Annotated in this window: 10 protein-coding genes; 3 read left to right on the top strand and 7 right to left on the bottom strand. The window is 61.3% G+C overall.

The features are described 5' to 3' along the window. Positions 1-49: 49 nt before the first annotated feature. Both RPF88_RS14550 and smc read left to right on the top strand, forming a co-directional pair. Positions 50-793, top strand: a complete 744-nt coding sequence (locus RPF88_RS14550; protein WP_013532754.1) for a DsbA family protein — start codon at positions 50-52, stop codon at positions 791-793. Positions 794-898: 105 nt separating this feature from the next. Beyond that, the gene (smc, locus tag RPF88_RS14545) at positions 899-4,360 is read left to right on the top strand and encodes a chromosome segregation protein SMC (protein ID WP_013532753.1); all 3,462 of its coding nucleotides are present in this window, start codon (positions 899-901) and stop codon (positions 4,358-4,360) included. Positions 4,361-4,623: 263 nt separating this feature from the next. Here the strand turns inward: smc and RPF88_RS14540 are convergent, their stop codons facing one another. From RPF88_RS14540 to RPF88_RS14520, 5 genes are all read right to left on the bottom strand, one after another. Further along, positions 4,624-4,839: a hypothetical protein gene (locus RPF88_RS14540; protein WP_082826424.1), complete on the bottom strand. Its 216-nt coding sequence runs from the start codon at positions 4,837-4,839 to the stop codon at positions 4,624-4,626. Positions 4,840-5,019: 180 nt separating this feature from the next. Next, on the bottom strand, positions 5,020-5,388 hold the full coding sequence (locus tag RPF88_RS14535) for a hypothetical protein (RefSeq protein WP_013532752.1): 369 nt from the start codon (positions 5,386-5,388) through the stop codon (positions 5,020-5,022). Positions 5,389-5,480: 92 nt separating this feature from the next. Beyond that, positions 5,481-6,362: a hypothetical protein gene (locus RPF88_RS14530; protein ID WP_013532751.1), complete on the bottom strand. Its 882-nt coding sequence runs from the start codon at positions 6,360-6,362 to the stop codon at positions 5,481-5,483. A 75-nt stretch (positions 6,363-6,437) separates the two neighbouring features. After that, entirely contained in the window at positions 6,438-7,640 is a 1,203-nt protein-coding gene (locus tag RPF88_RS14525; protein ID WP_244514274.1) for an alpha-2,8-polysialyltransferase family protein, read from the bottom strand. A 761-nt stretch (positions 7,641-8,401) separates the two neighbouring features. Continuing rightward, a complete protein-coding gene (locus RPF88_RS14520) occupies positions 8,402-10,039 on the bottom strand; it encodes an ABC transporter substrate-binding protein (protein ID WP_013532749.1) in 1,638 nt (545 codons plus the stop codon). Positions 10,040-10,167: 128 nt separating this feature from the next. On the opposite strand from RPF88_RS14520, the gene RPF88_RS14515 reads away from it, so the two are divergent. Next, complete coding sequence (locus RPF88_RS14515) at positions 10,168-11,067, top strand: LysR family transcriptional regulator (protein ID WP_013532748.1); 900 nt, start codon at positions 10,168-10,170, stop codon at positions 11,065-11,067. Between the two features lie 87 nt (positions 11,068-11,154). Here the strand turns inward: RPF88_RS14515 and RPF88_RS14510 are convergent, their stop codons facing one another. Further along, positions 11,155-12,027, bottom strand: coding sequence for a phytanoyl-CoA dioxygenase family protein (locus RPF88_RS14510; protein ID WP_164745819.1), 873 nt, complete (start codon positions 12,025-12,027; stop codon positions 11,155-11,157). A gap of 168 nt (positions 12,028-12,195) precedes the next feature. Next, entirely contained in the window at positions 12,196-14,286 is a 2,091-nt protein-coding gene (locus RPF88_RS14505; protein ID WP_013532746.1) for a glycosyltransferase family 25 protein, read from the bottom strand. Positions 14,287-14,327 lie beyond the last annotated feature (41 nt).

Raw genomic sequence — 14,327 nt, 5'->3', positions numbered from 1 at the left:
CTTTTCGTGTCTTTGCATTGCAAAATCCAACCCTTGTCAGGTGATTCGTATGAACCGTCCCCCGTTTGGCCAAAGCTTGTCTCGCAGAAACGTCCTGTCTTCGCTGGCCGCCATTCCGGCGGTGGCCCTGCTCGCGGCCTGCAGCGACTCTGGCGAGGAGGCGAAGGCTGCGAATGTGAAGCCCGCTGAGCCGGCCGCTCCCGCAAAGCCGGCCACGCCGGCCGCCGCCACCGCGCCGGAAGCCCAGGGCACCGTGGACATGACGGAACTGATGAAGCCGGGCGCGCTGCCCGACAAGCAGCTTGGCAAGGACGACGCCAAGGTCACCATCGTCGAATACGCCTCGATGACCTGCCCGCATTGCGCGCATTTCGCCGAGACCACCTTTCCGGACCTGAAGACCAAGTACATCGACACCGGCAAGGTTCGCTACATCCTGCGCGAATTCCCGTTCGACCCGAGCGCCGAAGCCGGTTTTATGCTGGCGCGCTGCGCCAAGGATAACTATTACCCCATGGTCGACGTCCTGTTCCGGCAGCAGGCGAACTGGGTTGGCGTCCAGAATACCAAGGATGCGCTGCTGCAAATCTCGAAGCTCGCCGGTTTTACACAGGAGTCCTTCGAGGCCTGCTTGACGGACCAGAAACTTCTGGACGATGTGAGATCGGTCCAGAAGCGCGGCGCCAATGAATTCAAGGTCGACTCGACACCGACCTTCTTCATCAACGGTAAGACCTACAAGGGGGCGATGTCGATTGAGGAAATGTCGGCCATCATCGACCCTCTGCTCTGACGTCCAGTCAGCCCTGAGGCGGCGGCGCTTCGGCGTGCGCGGCTTCTCGTTGTGCTGCGAATTCCTTTCGCAAAACCACGGAAATCCGCTTAGCGGGCGGCGCGAATGAAGTTTTCGCGCCTTCGCCTCCTTGGTTTCAAATCTTTCGTCGAGCCTGGCGAGTTCGTCATCGAACGCGGCCTGACCGGCATTGTCGGGCCCAATGGCTGCGGCAAGTCGAACCTTGTCGAGGCGTTGCGCTGGGTGATGGGCGAAAGCTCCTACAAGAATATGCGCGCGTCCGGCATGGACGACGTCATCTTCTCCGGCTCGGGCACGCGTCCGGCGCGCAACACCGCCGAAGTGACGCTCTTCCTCGACAACAGCGACCGCTCGGCGCCCGCTGCCTTCAACGATGCCGACGAACTGCAGGTGTCGCGCCGCATCGAGCGCGAGGCCGGTTCGCTTTACCGTATCAACGGCAAGGAGGCCCGCGCCAAGGACGTGCAGCTTCTGTTCGCCGACCAGTCGACCGGTGCGCGTTCGCCGTCGATGGTCGGCCAGGGCCGCATCGGCGAACTGATCCAGGCCAAGCCCCAGGCACGCCGCGCCCTGCTCGAAGAGGCGGCAGGCATTTCCGGCCTGCACACCCGCCGCCACGAGGCAGAACTGCGGCTGAAGGCGGCCGAACAGAACCTGGAACGGCTGGACGACGTCGTCGGCGAGCTGGAAAGCCAGATCGAAAGCCTGAAGCGCCAGGCGCGCCAGGCGTCCCGCTTCAAGAACCTGTCGGCCGATATCCGCAAGGCAGAAGCGACGCTGTTGCATCTGCGCTGGACGCTGGCCAAAACCCAGGAAGGCGAGGCGCGATCGGCGCTGGCGGTTGCCACGGCACTGGTCGGCGACCGCGCCGCGGCCCAGATGGCCGCCGCCAGGGAGCAAGGCATAGGCGCCCATCGGCTGCCGGACCTGCGCGACGCGGAAGCCGCCGCCGCCGCTGCCTTCCAGCGCCTCTCGATCGCCAAGTCGCAGATCGAAGAGGAAGCCGGCCGCATCCGCGCCCGTCAGAGCGAACTCGAGCGCCGGCTGCAGCAGCTCGACGGCGATATCGCGCGTGAGGAGCGCATGGTCCGCGACAACGCGGACATTCTCGAGCGCCTGCGCGCCGAAGAGGCGGCACTCAATTCGGAAAATGCTGGTGCCGCCGAGCGCGAGGCCACCACCCGCGCGGCTTTCGAACAAGCGGCATCTACGCTTTCACAAAGCGAAGCCAAACTCGCCGCGCTGACTGCCGAGCGGGCCGAGGCTGCCGCCTCGCGCAACCAGATCGAACGGACGCTGCGCGATACCGCCGAGCGCCGCGACCGCTTCGCGCGTCAGCTTGCCGATGTCGACCGGGAATTGTCGGAGATACTCTCCAAGGTCGCTGGCCTGCCCGATCCGGCCGAGAAGCGGGTGCTGGTCGAACAGGCCATGGCGCTGCTGGAGGAGGCCGAGGCTGCCGTGTCCGAGGCCGAGCAGTCGGTCATCGATGCCCGCGCTGCCGAAAGCGCTGCCCGGCCACCGCTTCAGGATGCCAGGGCCGAGCTGGCAAGGATCGAAACCGAAGCGCGCACGCTGGCAAAAATCCTCAATGCCGCCAGCGGCGATCTCTTCCCGGCCGTGCTGGAGCAGATCAGCGTCGATCGCGGTTTCGAAACGGCGCTGGGTGCAGCCCTTGGCGAAGACCTCGACGTGCCGCTCGACCGCAGCGCGCCGGTGCATTGGGGCGAAGGCGCGATCCAACCCGGCGACGCGGCTCTGCCGGAAGGCGTGAAGAGCCTGGCCAGCGTGGTCCACGCGCCGGCACAGCTCGCCCGCCGCCTGGCGCAGATCGGTATCGTCGATGCCGCCGGCGATGGCCGCCGGTTGCAGCCGCTGCTTGCTCCCGGCCAGCGGCTGGTCAGCCGCGAGGGCGCGCTGTGGCGCTGGGACGGCTTTACCGCCAGTGCCGACGCGCCGACCGCCGCGGCGCAACGGCTGGCGCAGAAGAACCGGCTGGCTGAGCTCGATGCCGAGGCGATACAGGCGACGCTCGTCCTGCGCCAGGCCGAGGAGGCGCTGGGAGAGGCCGAACAGGCGCTCCGCCTGGCAAGCGAGGCCGAGCGCAACACGCGCCAGGCCGGTCGTGACGCACAGCATCGGCTGGACGCCGCCCGCAATGCACTGGCTGAGGCCGAGAGGGCCGGCGGCGAATTGCAGAGCCGGCGCGCAGCACTCGATGAAGCGCGCGCCCGCATCGTCGACAGCCATGAGGAGATTTCGGCCGCCTTCGCCGAGGCGGAAATGCTGCTGCAGGACGCGCCCGATCTTGGCGATCTGCAATTGCAGCTCGAACAGTCCTCGGCCAATGTCGCCCGCGACCGCGCCGCGCTTGCCGATGCGCGTGCGGTGCATGAGGGGCTGCGCCGCGAAGCCGAGGCGCGCGCGCGCCGGCTCGATGCCATTGGCGCCGAACGCAGCAATTGGCTGGAGCGGGCCGAAAACGCCTCGACGCAGATCGCCTCGCTTGGCGAACGCAAGGCCGAGGCCGAGGCCGAACGCGAGCGGCTGGCGGATGCGCCCGATGAAATCGACGCCAAGCGGCGCGCCCTGCTGTCGCAGCTCACCGAGGCCGAAACCTTGCGCAAGGCGGCGGCCGACCGTCTGCAGGAAGCGGAGAACCGGCAATCCGAACTGGACAAGGCCGCCACCGGCGCCATCCAGTTCCTGGCTGAGGCGCGCGAGAGCCGCGTTCGCGCCGAAGAGCGGCTGACCGCGGCCGACGAACGCCGGCTGGAGGTCGAGGCGCGCATCCAGGAAACGCTGAACACACCGCCGCATGTGGTTATTCGCCATACCGGTCTGGAGGCTGACAGCCCGATGCCTGAGATGCCCGAGATCGAGCGTCAGCTGGACCGGCTGAAGATCGAGCGCGAACGGCTGGGCGCCGTCAATCTGCGCGCAGAGGAAGAGCAGAAGGAGCTTTCCGACCGGCTGGAGGCGATCGTGTCGGAGCGCGAGGACATCATCGAGGCGATCCGCAAGCTCAGGCAGGCGATCCAGAGCCTCAACCGCGAAGGCCGCGAGCGGCTGCTTGCCGCCTTCGATGTCGTCAACGGCCATTTCCAGCGGCTGTTCTCGCATCTGTTCGGCGGCGGCACGGCGGAATTGCAGCTGATCGAATCCGACGATCCGCTCGAGGCCGGCCTCGAAATCCTGGCCCGCCCGCCCGGCAAGAAGCCGCAGACCATGACGCTGCTGTCGGGCGGCGAGCAGGCGTTGACGGCGATGTCGCTGATCTTCGCGGTGTTCCTGACCAATCCGGCGCCGATCTGCGTGCTCGACGAAGTCGACGCCCCGCTCGACGACCACAATGTCGAGCGCTTCTGCAACCTGATGGACGAAATGGCCGCCACCACCGAGACGCGCTTCGTCATCATCACCCACAATCCCATCACCATGGCGCGCATGAACCGGCTGTTCGGCGTCACCATGGCCGAACAGGGCGTCAGCCAATTGGTGTCGGTCGACCTGCAGGCGGCCGAGGCCATGCGCGAGGCAAGCTGACCCAGGTCAGCGCTGGCTGGAATGGGCCGCACCGGAGCAATTTCAGGAAAAGGGTGCAAGCGGTTCTCGCTCGGCAAAAAATGTCAGGGCCGCGGACTGTGCCTGTGCGAATGATGTTTGGCCGGGGACCAGACGAAATAGAGCGAGCCCAGTTTCAGCACAGGCACCCTGTGATCCCGCTCGCGATCACGCAGTTCCCGGTAGGTCTTCACCTTCAGTGTGCCCCCCGGCAATCTGATTCGCAAAGCCATGATGCATAGAGCTTACGTGCTTTCTCCAGACGATGGAAGATTCATTTCAAGTTCCTCATCAGTATTCGAGCTCCTGGAGGGGCGATCAGGAATTGTACTGGGCCACCAGATGACGAAATATTTGCCAAACTGCCAGACCGGGACTTCGCCCTTGTACTCTCGCCGCCGCAACTCATAACGTTGCTTGACCTTCAATACACCGCCCGGAAGCCTGATCTTGATCGTCATCGTCCCTCAATACTGATGGCGCACTTCCTGGGTGCCGCGCCCAAAATATCTGTCCGGCCAAGTTAGAAAAATCGCTCACTCTCGGATCGGATCGTTGCAATCCGATTTCGCTGAGTCAATGGAGCCGAGGGCGAACTCCTGTGGCTATCGGCGCCGTGCAGATAAGGCTTGAGAGCGGGCTCAACCTCTGCGCCGCAAGATCCAGTTCACACAGATCACGGCCACGAGGCCACATGCGATGCCGGCGCAATCGGCAAACCAGTCGAACACATCCAGATCGCGCCGTATCAGCGCCGTGCCCTGCAGGACCTCGATCGCCGCTCCAATCATGGCCAGGAAGACGATTAGTCTTGCTTTTCGATCGGGCCAGCCGAGCCCTCCAAGGAAAGTCATGACGGCAAAGGCGCTGGCGTGGTTCAGCTTGTCGGAACGGAAACCGATATCGATCCCGTACTCTTCAAGTCGGGGTATAGGCAGCAGTGCAAGGGCAAGAACAGCGGCAAGCGTGGCGAAAAAGGCGATCCGTTCGACGGCTGGATAAAATCTCATTCTGTTCCAATCTTTGCCTAGCCGCCGGGAAAGTCGAATCCGGCTCGGTATTGGCAGTTCAGGCTGAAACTCGGATCGACGGCGTTGTTCTTCTAAAGCCGCAATTTTTGCTTGAGCTTTTTCAGCCAGGTCTGTTCCGCCTCATCCTGATTTTGATGCGCCGGGACGTAGCGCGGCCGTATCTTTTTTCCTTTGATGTAGAATGGCTTTTCGACTTCTCCAACCAGATTGACGAAAAGCCGGGATTTGTTGGTGGGTTGGCGGACTGTGACGCCGTGGACCGATTCAATCGAGTTGATGAACAATACAAGAATGTTCTTGTCGTATTGAACTGTTTCGACGCATTCCAAATGGGTGTCGTCGACATAGGCATCATTGAAGAGTGTCGCTTTGGCTTTCAGCGTGGCGTATTTGGACTGGAAACGACTAATTGTCAGGTCCCCGCCAACGGCATCATAATCTTCCGGCCTCATATAAAACAGGCCAGAAAATAGCTTGTCGCCATTGTCGATGTGGCTTGTCCGCACCGAGCCGGCATTGGTCACCGGCGTGTTCCCGCTGAGCATCGCATCCATCAGTATGTCGCGTGTTGCATAGGTGTCACTAAACCTGATGCCCGCTTTCATATTCTTGAGGCGTTCATAATTGGGGTAATAATCAGGGTAAAGCTTGTGAATATCGTCATAGAACAGGTCGGCGACCTCGCCGAAAAATGCTTGCGATACATGGTAGGCGATAAAATCGCGCCATATTTGCGGCACGGCTTCGTTCGACCGAACGCGGTGGGCCTCATAATCCCACCTGGTGTTGTTGCGGCGTGTATCGATTTCGAGCGTTTCCGGAGCGGGAAACGTGCCGGCCAATTCCTGGTAGAGATCGAGGGGAAGGGCGTCAGGCAGGATGATGTGTGGAAACGGCTCCGATCGAACGTCGGCCTTGGTGGCTCGTTGAAGGACTGAAAGCGGCTTTGACATCGATGGTGTCCCAGATCGAGTTTGTCCGAATTTGGACAGCGAGGATCGTGTTCAACCTGTTCGGGTTACCGCCTTTCAACGGATCCCTTTCTGCGTCTCGTTCAAAGATTGGAGCGTTGAAAAGGGCTCCGCATGGGCTTTTACCATTTCGCTCATTAGAATATCCGCGCCAGTCATGAGGGGGACCAGGGTTTCCGCAAATGTGTATGTTTTGATGCCGTAAAGCCACTTCAGGTAAAGAAGGGCAGCTGACGTGCCGGAGACGCAGCCAACGATGTTCATTCGGGATACGACAAGCTCTATCGGATATATGTGTGGCAGGTTAGCTTCCATGATCCTGGTGTTGGCGTCGGCCGTCACATTGCCAACTGCATCCAGCAATTCGGGGAAGAAGGGCTTGCTTATTCTGGGATGTTCCTTCCAGACGACGTCGTATCCCCTCTCGACGATCTGCTCCGCAATTCGTCTATAGATCGCCGCCTCTTGCGCGTACGACATTATGCGGTTTCGCGACAATGCCTGGCCGAGCAGCAGGATCCGTGGGTTGGCTGACGCACGGCAATGTTCATCGCCGCCGGAAAGCGCATCCCTGCAGGCTTCACCTATTACGTCGCGCATCAGCGAAGCGCCGACCTGAAATCTTGGTACGTTCTCCAGTGCATCGTGAATGGGGATTTCGTGAAGCAAAGAATAAAACTTCGTCACCCGTCTCAGATGGTGTCTTTCTATCCTGTCGGCCGCTTTCCTCAATCGGAACGCCGGTGAAATTGTAGAGAGTCCTGCAATCAAGACCGCGGTGATGCGTCGTCGAAACCTTGTGCCCGGCGGCCGTGACATGGTTGCCATCTCGAATGGAAGGTATGACGTCAAGCCATCCTCATACAAAACGATCTTGGCTTCAGGGTATGAATCCAGCAGTATTTTTTCCGACGGCCGGTTAACGAAGCAGGCCCAGATTTCAGCTACGGAACTCGCGTCGAGACCAATTGTGTCTCGGATCAGACGATGGATCCGGAAAATTTGCAGTTGCCCATATTTACGCTCGGACGTCAGAAGGTCGTACGCCCATATGATCCGTCTCCAGGTCCATACTTTAGACGCAAGTTCAGCAAGACCGGTCTTGAAATGCTCGGAAACGCCGGCCGTTTCATAAAGCAGGAGATAGTCCTCATGCTCCTGATCCGCCGGGGAGCTTCCATCCATTGTTGATTGGCGAAGTGAGGCAACCAGGCTGAGCAATTGCCAGCTGCCAAAGACGCAGCATATTCGAGCTGGCAATTTAAGATCTCCAGATCGGATGGAAATAACGCTGCATGTTCCGCGATCTCAACCGCAAAATTGCTTCATATCCGACAGGCCGTGTGGCTCGGGGCGTCCCACCCGCTTCGTAATACTGCCTATCGCGTCGGTAGGAAATATCTTTCAGACGGCGGGTCTAACGTCCAAGACAGGCTAGAGTCCCGCACAATAGGCAGGCGAATTCACTTCAACTGAGCGGCAGAGACCTGTCGAGATCCGGCAATAGCACCCGGTGCGGCAGACCGCTCATGCGGTCGTCTTGCTGCTTCGGGTCCCTCTCGGCACCAAGAGCACGAATTCTCCCGGTTCTCGGGAAGGTCGTTGCCCGGGAAAGCGGGTTTCGCTTCCCCCAGTCAAAAGTAAGCTCCAGCCATGAACCGGAGCTAGATGATGACAGAGGCAGAAACCAGAATGTTTCACACACTTGATGTGCCAGCCGGTCCGGTGTGGCGGCCTGCAATCCCGGCCGACCTGACAAGGCAGGGCATGTGTGGGCGCATCTGCGCATCATGCCCGATACAAAGCCCGCACTGCCCCTCGAACGCCCTTGAGGCCGACGCTTCGGCGCAACGTCCCCGGTGAGCAGGCCAGAGCAATTCTAGGAAAAGTGTGAAGCGGTTTTCCGGCCAAAATTGCCTCAAAACAAAGAGTTAGAGCAGCTCGCCGTTTCCGTGAAACGGTGAACTGCTCTGAGGGCGGCGCCGGAAAATGCGCCGCCCTGTCGGAGGGGTCGTCCGCGATCAGGCGGCGAGCCAGGCCCGTGTGAAATCCTGCTCATAGGCCTGGTGCATCTGGTAGCCCATCAAGGAAGGTTTCATATGGCAGAACAGCTTTCGCCAGTAAGGCTGAACGATGATGCCGGAATCCTGCAGCATGACCTGGAGTTCCTTCATTACCACACGGCGCTGCTCCGGATCGGCGATGGAATTGGCCTTGTGGACCTTGGCATCGAAGTCTGGATCGGCGAACCCCGTCTCGTTCCATGCCGAACCGGTCTGATAGGCAAGCGCATAGGTCTGGATGCCGAGCGGTCGGGCGTTCCAATTGGTCGTCGCGAAGGGATACTTCGTCCAGTGGTTCCAGAACGCCGATTCCGGGATGACGGTGCGTTTCACCTTGAAGCCGGCGTCGCGCATCTGCTGGGCGACGGCATCGGAGCTTTCCTTGCGGTAGTCGGCTTCGACCGAGATCAGATCGAACTCGAAATCGAGCTGGCCGGCTTCCTCGAGCAATGCCCTGGCCCGGGCCGGATCACGTTTGATCGGCGGCAGGTCGGCGTGTTCGGGATGCATCGGTCCGACATGATCGTTCTGCGCGACGATGCCCATGCCGTCGGCGCCCAGTTGCAGCACCGCTTCGTTGTCGACCGCAAGCTGTATGGCGTTGCGCACGCGCTTGTCGTCATAGGGTTTGGCGTTGACGTTGCAGCGCGAGACCAGGGTGGCGGCAGTGACGATCTCGCTTTTCTTCAGGCCCAGCCTGTCGAGCATGGCGACGTCATAGGACTGCGTCTGGCCGTTCAGGTCGATCTCACCGGATTCGAAAGCGGAGACGGTGGCGGCCGAGTCGGTGCCGTAGTCGGTCCAGTCGATGCCGTCGAGGAACACCTCGCCGCCCCACCACGACCCGTCCGGCCGCTTGCGCACCGAGGCAGCAACGCCGACATCGAGTTTTTTAAGCTCGAATGGACCCGTGGAAACGGGGTTGGCCGACAGTGGCGCTGCCTTCGGATTGAACGTGCGGTGGACGATCAATGCCGGGTAGTCGGTCATCGCAGGGATAATGGTGATGTCGGGCTGCGACAGTTTCAGGACCAGGGTGTGGTCGTCGCGAACCTCGATGGCACCAGTGCGCGCCACCTTGGTGTCGGGATCGATCAGGGCGGTCATGCGCCCCGCCATCGAGTTGCCGGCGGCATCCTTCTCACACCAGCGCGTGATGTTGAAGGCGACATCCGTGGCGGTGAAATCGTCGCCGTTCGACCACTTCACCCCTGGGCGCACCTTGAGCACATATTCCGTGGCGTCCGCATTGATCTCCCAGCTCTGCAGCAGCACCGGCTCGAAGGTGAAATCCGGCTTCCAGCGCACCAGCGGTTCGAGAAACTGCATGGCGATGTTGCCCATCTGCGAAACCTTGAACTTGCGCGGGTCTTCCAGCTCCATCACCTGCATGGCAACACGCAGCACGCCGCCCTTTCTGGGTTGGGCGGCTTCCTCGGCCCGCGCCGGAACCGGTTGACCGATGAGCCCATAGGCAATCGCCGTGCTGGCGCCGAAGGCGCTGGCCAACGCCAGGAACTCGCGGCGGCCAAGCGCGCCGCTCTTCGCGCCTTTCGCAAATGTGCCGATCGCCGGATGAAGAGGTCTGGATGTCATATCGGTTCTCCCATTGTTGATTTTACGCCCAAATTCGGTGGAATGCCCTTGCCGCGTCGTTGCTGGGCGCTGTTTTCTACAAGACGCAGCGGATGGCGGCGGGGCCGCGACGGCGAGGGGAAGGCAAGATGAATCTTCTGACGGCGATGCGGGTGTTCGATCGGGTCTGCCTGCTGGGCAGCCTGTCGGCGGCGGCGCGCGATCTCAACATGTCGACGACGGCCGTCAGCCGCACCATCAAGGAACTGGAAGACGACCTCGGCGTCCGGCTCATCAATCGCACCACAAGGCGCCTCAGCCTCACAGAGGCGGGCCGCGACTATGCTCCGCGTGCCCGCATCCTGCTCGACGACATTTCCGAACTGCAGGATTCGACGCGCGGCCTTCACAAGGAGACGCGCGGCCTGATCCGGGTTTCCTGCTCCAATGTTCTGGGCCACACGCGCATAACCAAGCTGGTGCCGAAATTCCTCGAAGAGAACCCGCTCACCACGATCGAGTTCGACCTCACCGCGCGTTATGTCGTCGGCATTGTCGAGGAAGGCTACGATGTCGCCATCCGCTTCGGCGGTCAGGCCGATTCCGCCTTGATTGCCCGCCGGCTTGGGGAAGTTCGCAACTATGTCTGCGCCACGCCCGATTATTGGGACACAAACGGCCGCCCGGTCCACCCGGATGAGCTGGCAAGCCATTCCTGCGTGCTGAGCAATTTCGCCAAGCGGCTTGGCACATGGCCTTTCATCGGACCAGACGGCCCTTTCGATGCGGCTGTCGGCGGGCGCATCTCGACCAACAGCGTCGAGGCCGCCTACCAGATGACCACCGCCGGTTTCGGCATCGGCAATCTGCCCAGCCTGCTGGTCGATGCTGCGATCAGCGACGGCCGGTTGGAAGTGCAGCTGGATGAGTTTCGCCCCGGCTCCAGCCCGATCTACGCACTCTATCCGCACCGCACCTATATTGCGGCCAAGGTGCGCGCGTTCGTCGATTTCCTGATCCGCGAACTGTCGGCCGACTTCACCGCCTGAAATGCTGCCCGATTGCCGGCCAACGCCGTCAGGGGGCCTGGCGCGAACGCCAGGCCCCTGCTGCCCCCGTCGCCCGACGCGGCAGCGTCATTTCCACCAGGCGGTGGTGTCGTACATCGGTCCCGGCTCCTCGAAGAGCTTTTCGTATTTGCACAGTGCCGGCGTCTTGCCGAGCGGCACCGAAACACCGTCCCTGAACGCCCATTCGCCACGTTGCGTCGTATCCGCCCGCACATAGCTGGACAGTGCAAAGGCGCGGTCGTGCTGTGACCTGTTGGGCGAGGAGCCGTGCACGGTGAGCAGCCCCCATAAAGCAAGATCGCCCGGCTCCAGCACCAGCGGAACGATGGTCGCCGGGTCGATGCCGACCTTGCGCAACTCTTCTTCGGCGGTCAGACCCTTCATCAGCTCGCCGGTTCCCTCGTCCGACAGGCCGAGATAGCCGAGCTTGTGGCTGCCGGGCACGACCTGAAGACAGCCATTGTCCAGCGTCGCCCGATCGACCGCGAGGCCTGTTGTCACGGTGGCGTCGGCGACATTGTCGAAGGCGGCCTGGTTACGGAAGCGCAGATCCTGGTGGAAGCGATAACCCGTGACATTGGCGCCGGGCGGCTTCCAGTGCAGCTGTTGGGCGATCTGTTTTATGTCGCGGCCGATCAGACCCTCGAGCAGCTTCAGATAGTCGGGATTGCGGCGGAACTGCTCGAAATAGGAATTGATCCAGGAAAACCAGTAAGCCTGCAGCACATATCGTTGGCCAAAGTCCGATTCAGGCAGGATCTGGAAATTCAGGTTGCCGTGCCGGAAAGTGGCGTGATGCTTGAGGCCATCGGCATAGACCGCATCGGTTTCCTTCTTCAGCCGGATCATCTCGTCGCCGTCGACGAATTGTCGAACGACCGCATATCCTTCCTCGCGGTACTGCTCCACCGCTTCGCGTGCCTGCCTGTCCGTCAGCATATCCGTGACAACCCCCGTCTGTGATCTGTGTCGATCGTAACAAACGGGTTGCCGGCGATAAGCCGTGGATTTTGGCATCGACTTTCCCGATTATCGGGAAATTGAGCGGGGCCTCAAAGGTGCATTGGCCGCAACCGGCTGATCAGATACGTGCTGCGCCGGCAGGCCCTAAAAATAGGTTCGCGGCGCGACAAGGTTCTTCTGCTGGCGAACATAAAAACAATAGAAGCCGAACGCCGCGGCAAACCACATGAAGGCCTCACCCATGGCCAGCCGGTTGTTGGAATTGGTAAGGATGCTGAGGGCGAAGAAAACCAGTGTGGAGATGTAACAGGACCATGCGGCCGGAGCGACAAGCTTGGCTCGCATGGCCAGCAGAACCTGCCTGGCCGACCAGGTGTAGAGAAAGGCAAAGAACGCCAGTCCGACCACACCATAGCGCACGACAATTTCCAGATAACCATTGTGGAAGACGTTTAAGATCATGGGATGATAGGTTCTGTTCTCCCACTCGGTCAGCCAGCTGGAACTGGCTCCGAAGATCGGGTGGCGTTTCCAGATATCGATCGCATCCGCCCACAGCATCAGCCTTTCCTTGGCTGCAAGCGGAACCGCATCGCTCGCGATGGCGCGGTCGAATGCGGGAAGGACGCCATGCCTGAACACATCCGGAACCAGGGTTTTGACGAAGGTCATGGTGTCGCCGGCGGTGGACGAGAAGATGTTGTGTGTTGCGACAATGCCGGCCGCCACGATCGCCAGCACGCCACCCGAAACCAACAGTTCGCGGCGATGGCCTCTCGCCAGGGTCATGACCGTCAACAGGAGCAGCGCAAGCGCAAGCGCAAGCCACACGCCCTTTGACCGCATCTCGATGATATTGACGACGGCAAGCAGCAGGACGGCTGTCGACAGCGCCCAATAAAGGTTCTTGGTTGCTTTCCCGAGGTCCGTTCTCTGGGCCGTGTAAGCCATGAATTGCAGCGTGCAGAGGAAGATGAAACCGGCCGCCACCGACGCGTGGATGGGATTGTTGAAAAGCCACGGGGCCGGTTGGATATCCTGAAACATGTTCGAACAGGCGGTGTCCGCCGCCAGGAAGACAAGACTGAGGATCATGAACCAGAGGACCAGCCGTGCGGGCTGCCTGACAAACAGCAGAAAGGCGAATCCGGTCGTCGCATAGAACAGCGGAAACATGTAAATGCCTTCGGCGCCACCCAACTGGTGGGTGCCGAAATAGACGATCGCCAGTCGGATGAAGACATAGAGCGACCAGCCCAGACACAGGAAGCCGACCCAACCGATCAGTGGTTTGCTGTAGGTCCACAAATCCACCCTGAACCAGCGGATGACCGCGACCAGGGCCAGCGCCAGGCCCGCATAGCGGTAGGTGTCTGCCTCGCGCCACACCGCGGAAACCATGGCGAGAACGGCGAGTGCCGCAAGCAACAGAAGCAAGGTGTGGCGCGGCGCGTTGTCCTTGGCATAGTCCAGGGTATCTCGCGGCAAAGGGGGCCGCAGCAGGACGTGATGCAGGCGGCGCAGCTCGTCACTGGCCCGCAACACCCCGGCACGTAGCCGGCTCGGCCCCCCCAACCTTGCGGATTTGTAGCTTCCCGAGGGACCGGCTATGCCGGAAATCTCGCTGCTGGCGGCGAAGCCAAGCACGTTTTGGCGGGCCGAATAGACCTTCAGACCGGTATCCCAAAAGCGTTCGAGCGCGACGTCCCATGGCATTTTCATGACGGCGAGCGCCGACAACAGACCCTGCGCGCCCTCCCGCGTCACCAGATAGGCGGCGGCCGAGCCTTGCGGGCCATGCAGCGCACGACCGATCTCGTCGCCTTCCGCCGTCTCGACGGCGCGCATGAAGAAGCTGATGCGATGGTTGATCAGTTTGATGACGTCGAAATCCGGCACCGCCGCGATGACGGCCTCGATGCGCCGCATGGTGTCTTCGCTGAAGAGGACGTCGTCCTCGACGATCAGGCCATGGGCGCTGCCACCGGCCACGAACGTTTCCAGCGCCTGGATATGGCTGCGGTAACAGGCATATTCGCCGGAAAGGATGTCGCGCCCGCTCAGCTTGCGTGCGGCTGGCAGATCGATCTCCGTCCAGGCCTCTTTGGCAAGCGCATGGCCGTCGACGGCGGCAATGCGCTGCAAGGTCAGGCCTGCCGCTTCGGCGCTGGCGAGCAATTCGCTCCAGCGCTGGGTCTCGCGATCGAGGTTGATGGCGAAGATAGGAAGGTTCATTGAAGTTCCATGTTGAGCCGCCACCCACCCGGCCGACCTAT

It is taken from the genome of Mesorhizobium sp. ISC11 (assembly GCF_037162595.1).
Classification (GTDB): Bacteria; Pseudomonadota; Alphaproteobacteria; order Rhizobiales; family Rhizobiaceae; genus Mesorhizobium; species Mesorhizobium ciceri.
Note: the sequence above shows the minus strand (reverse complement) of the source record. Positions and strands in the feature narration are given on the sequence as shown.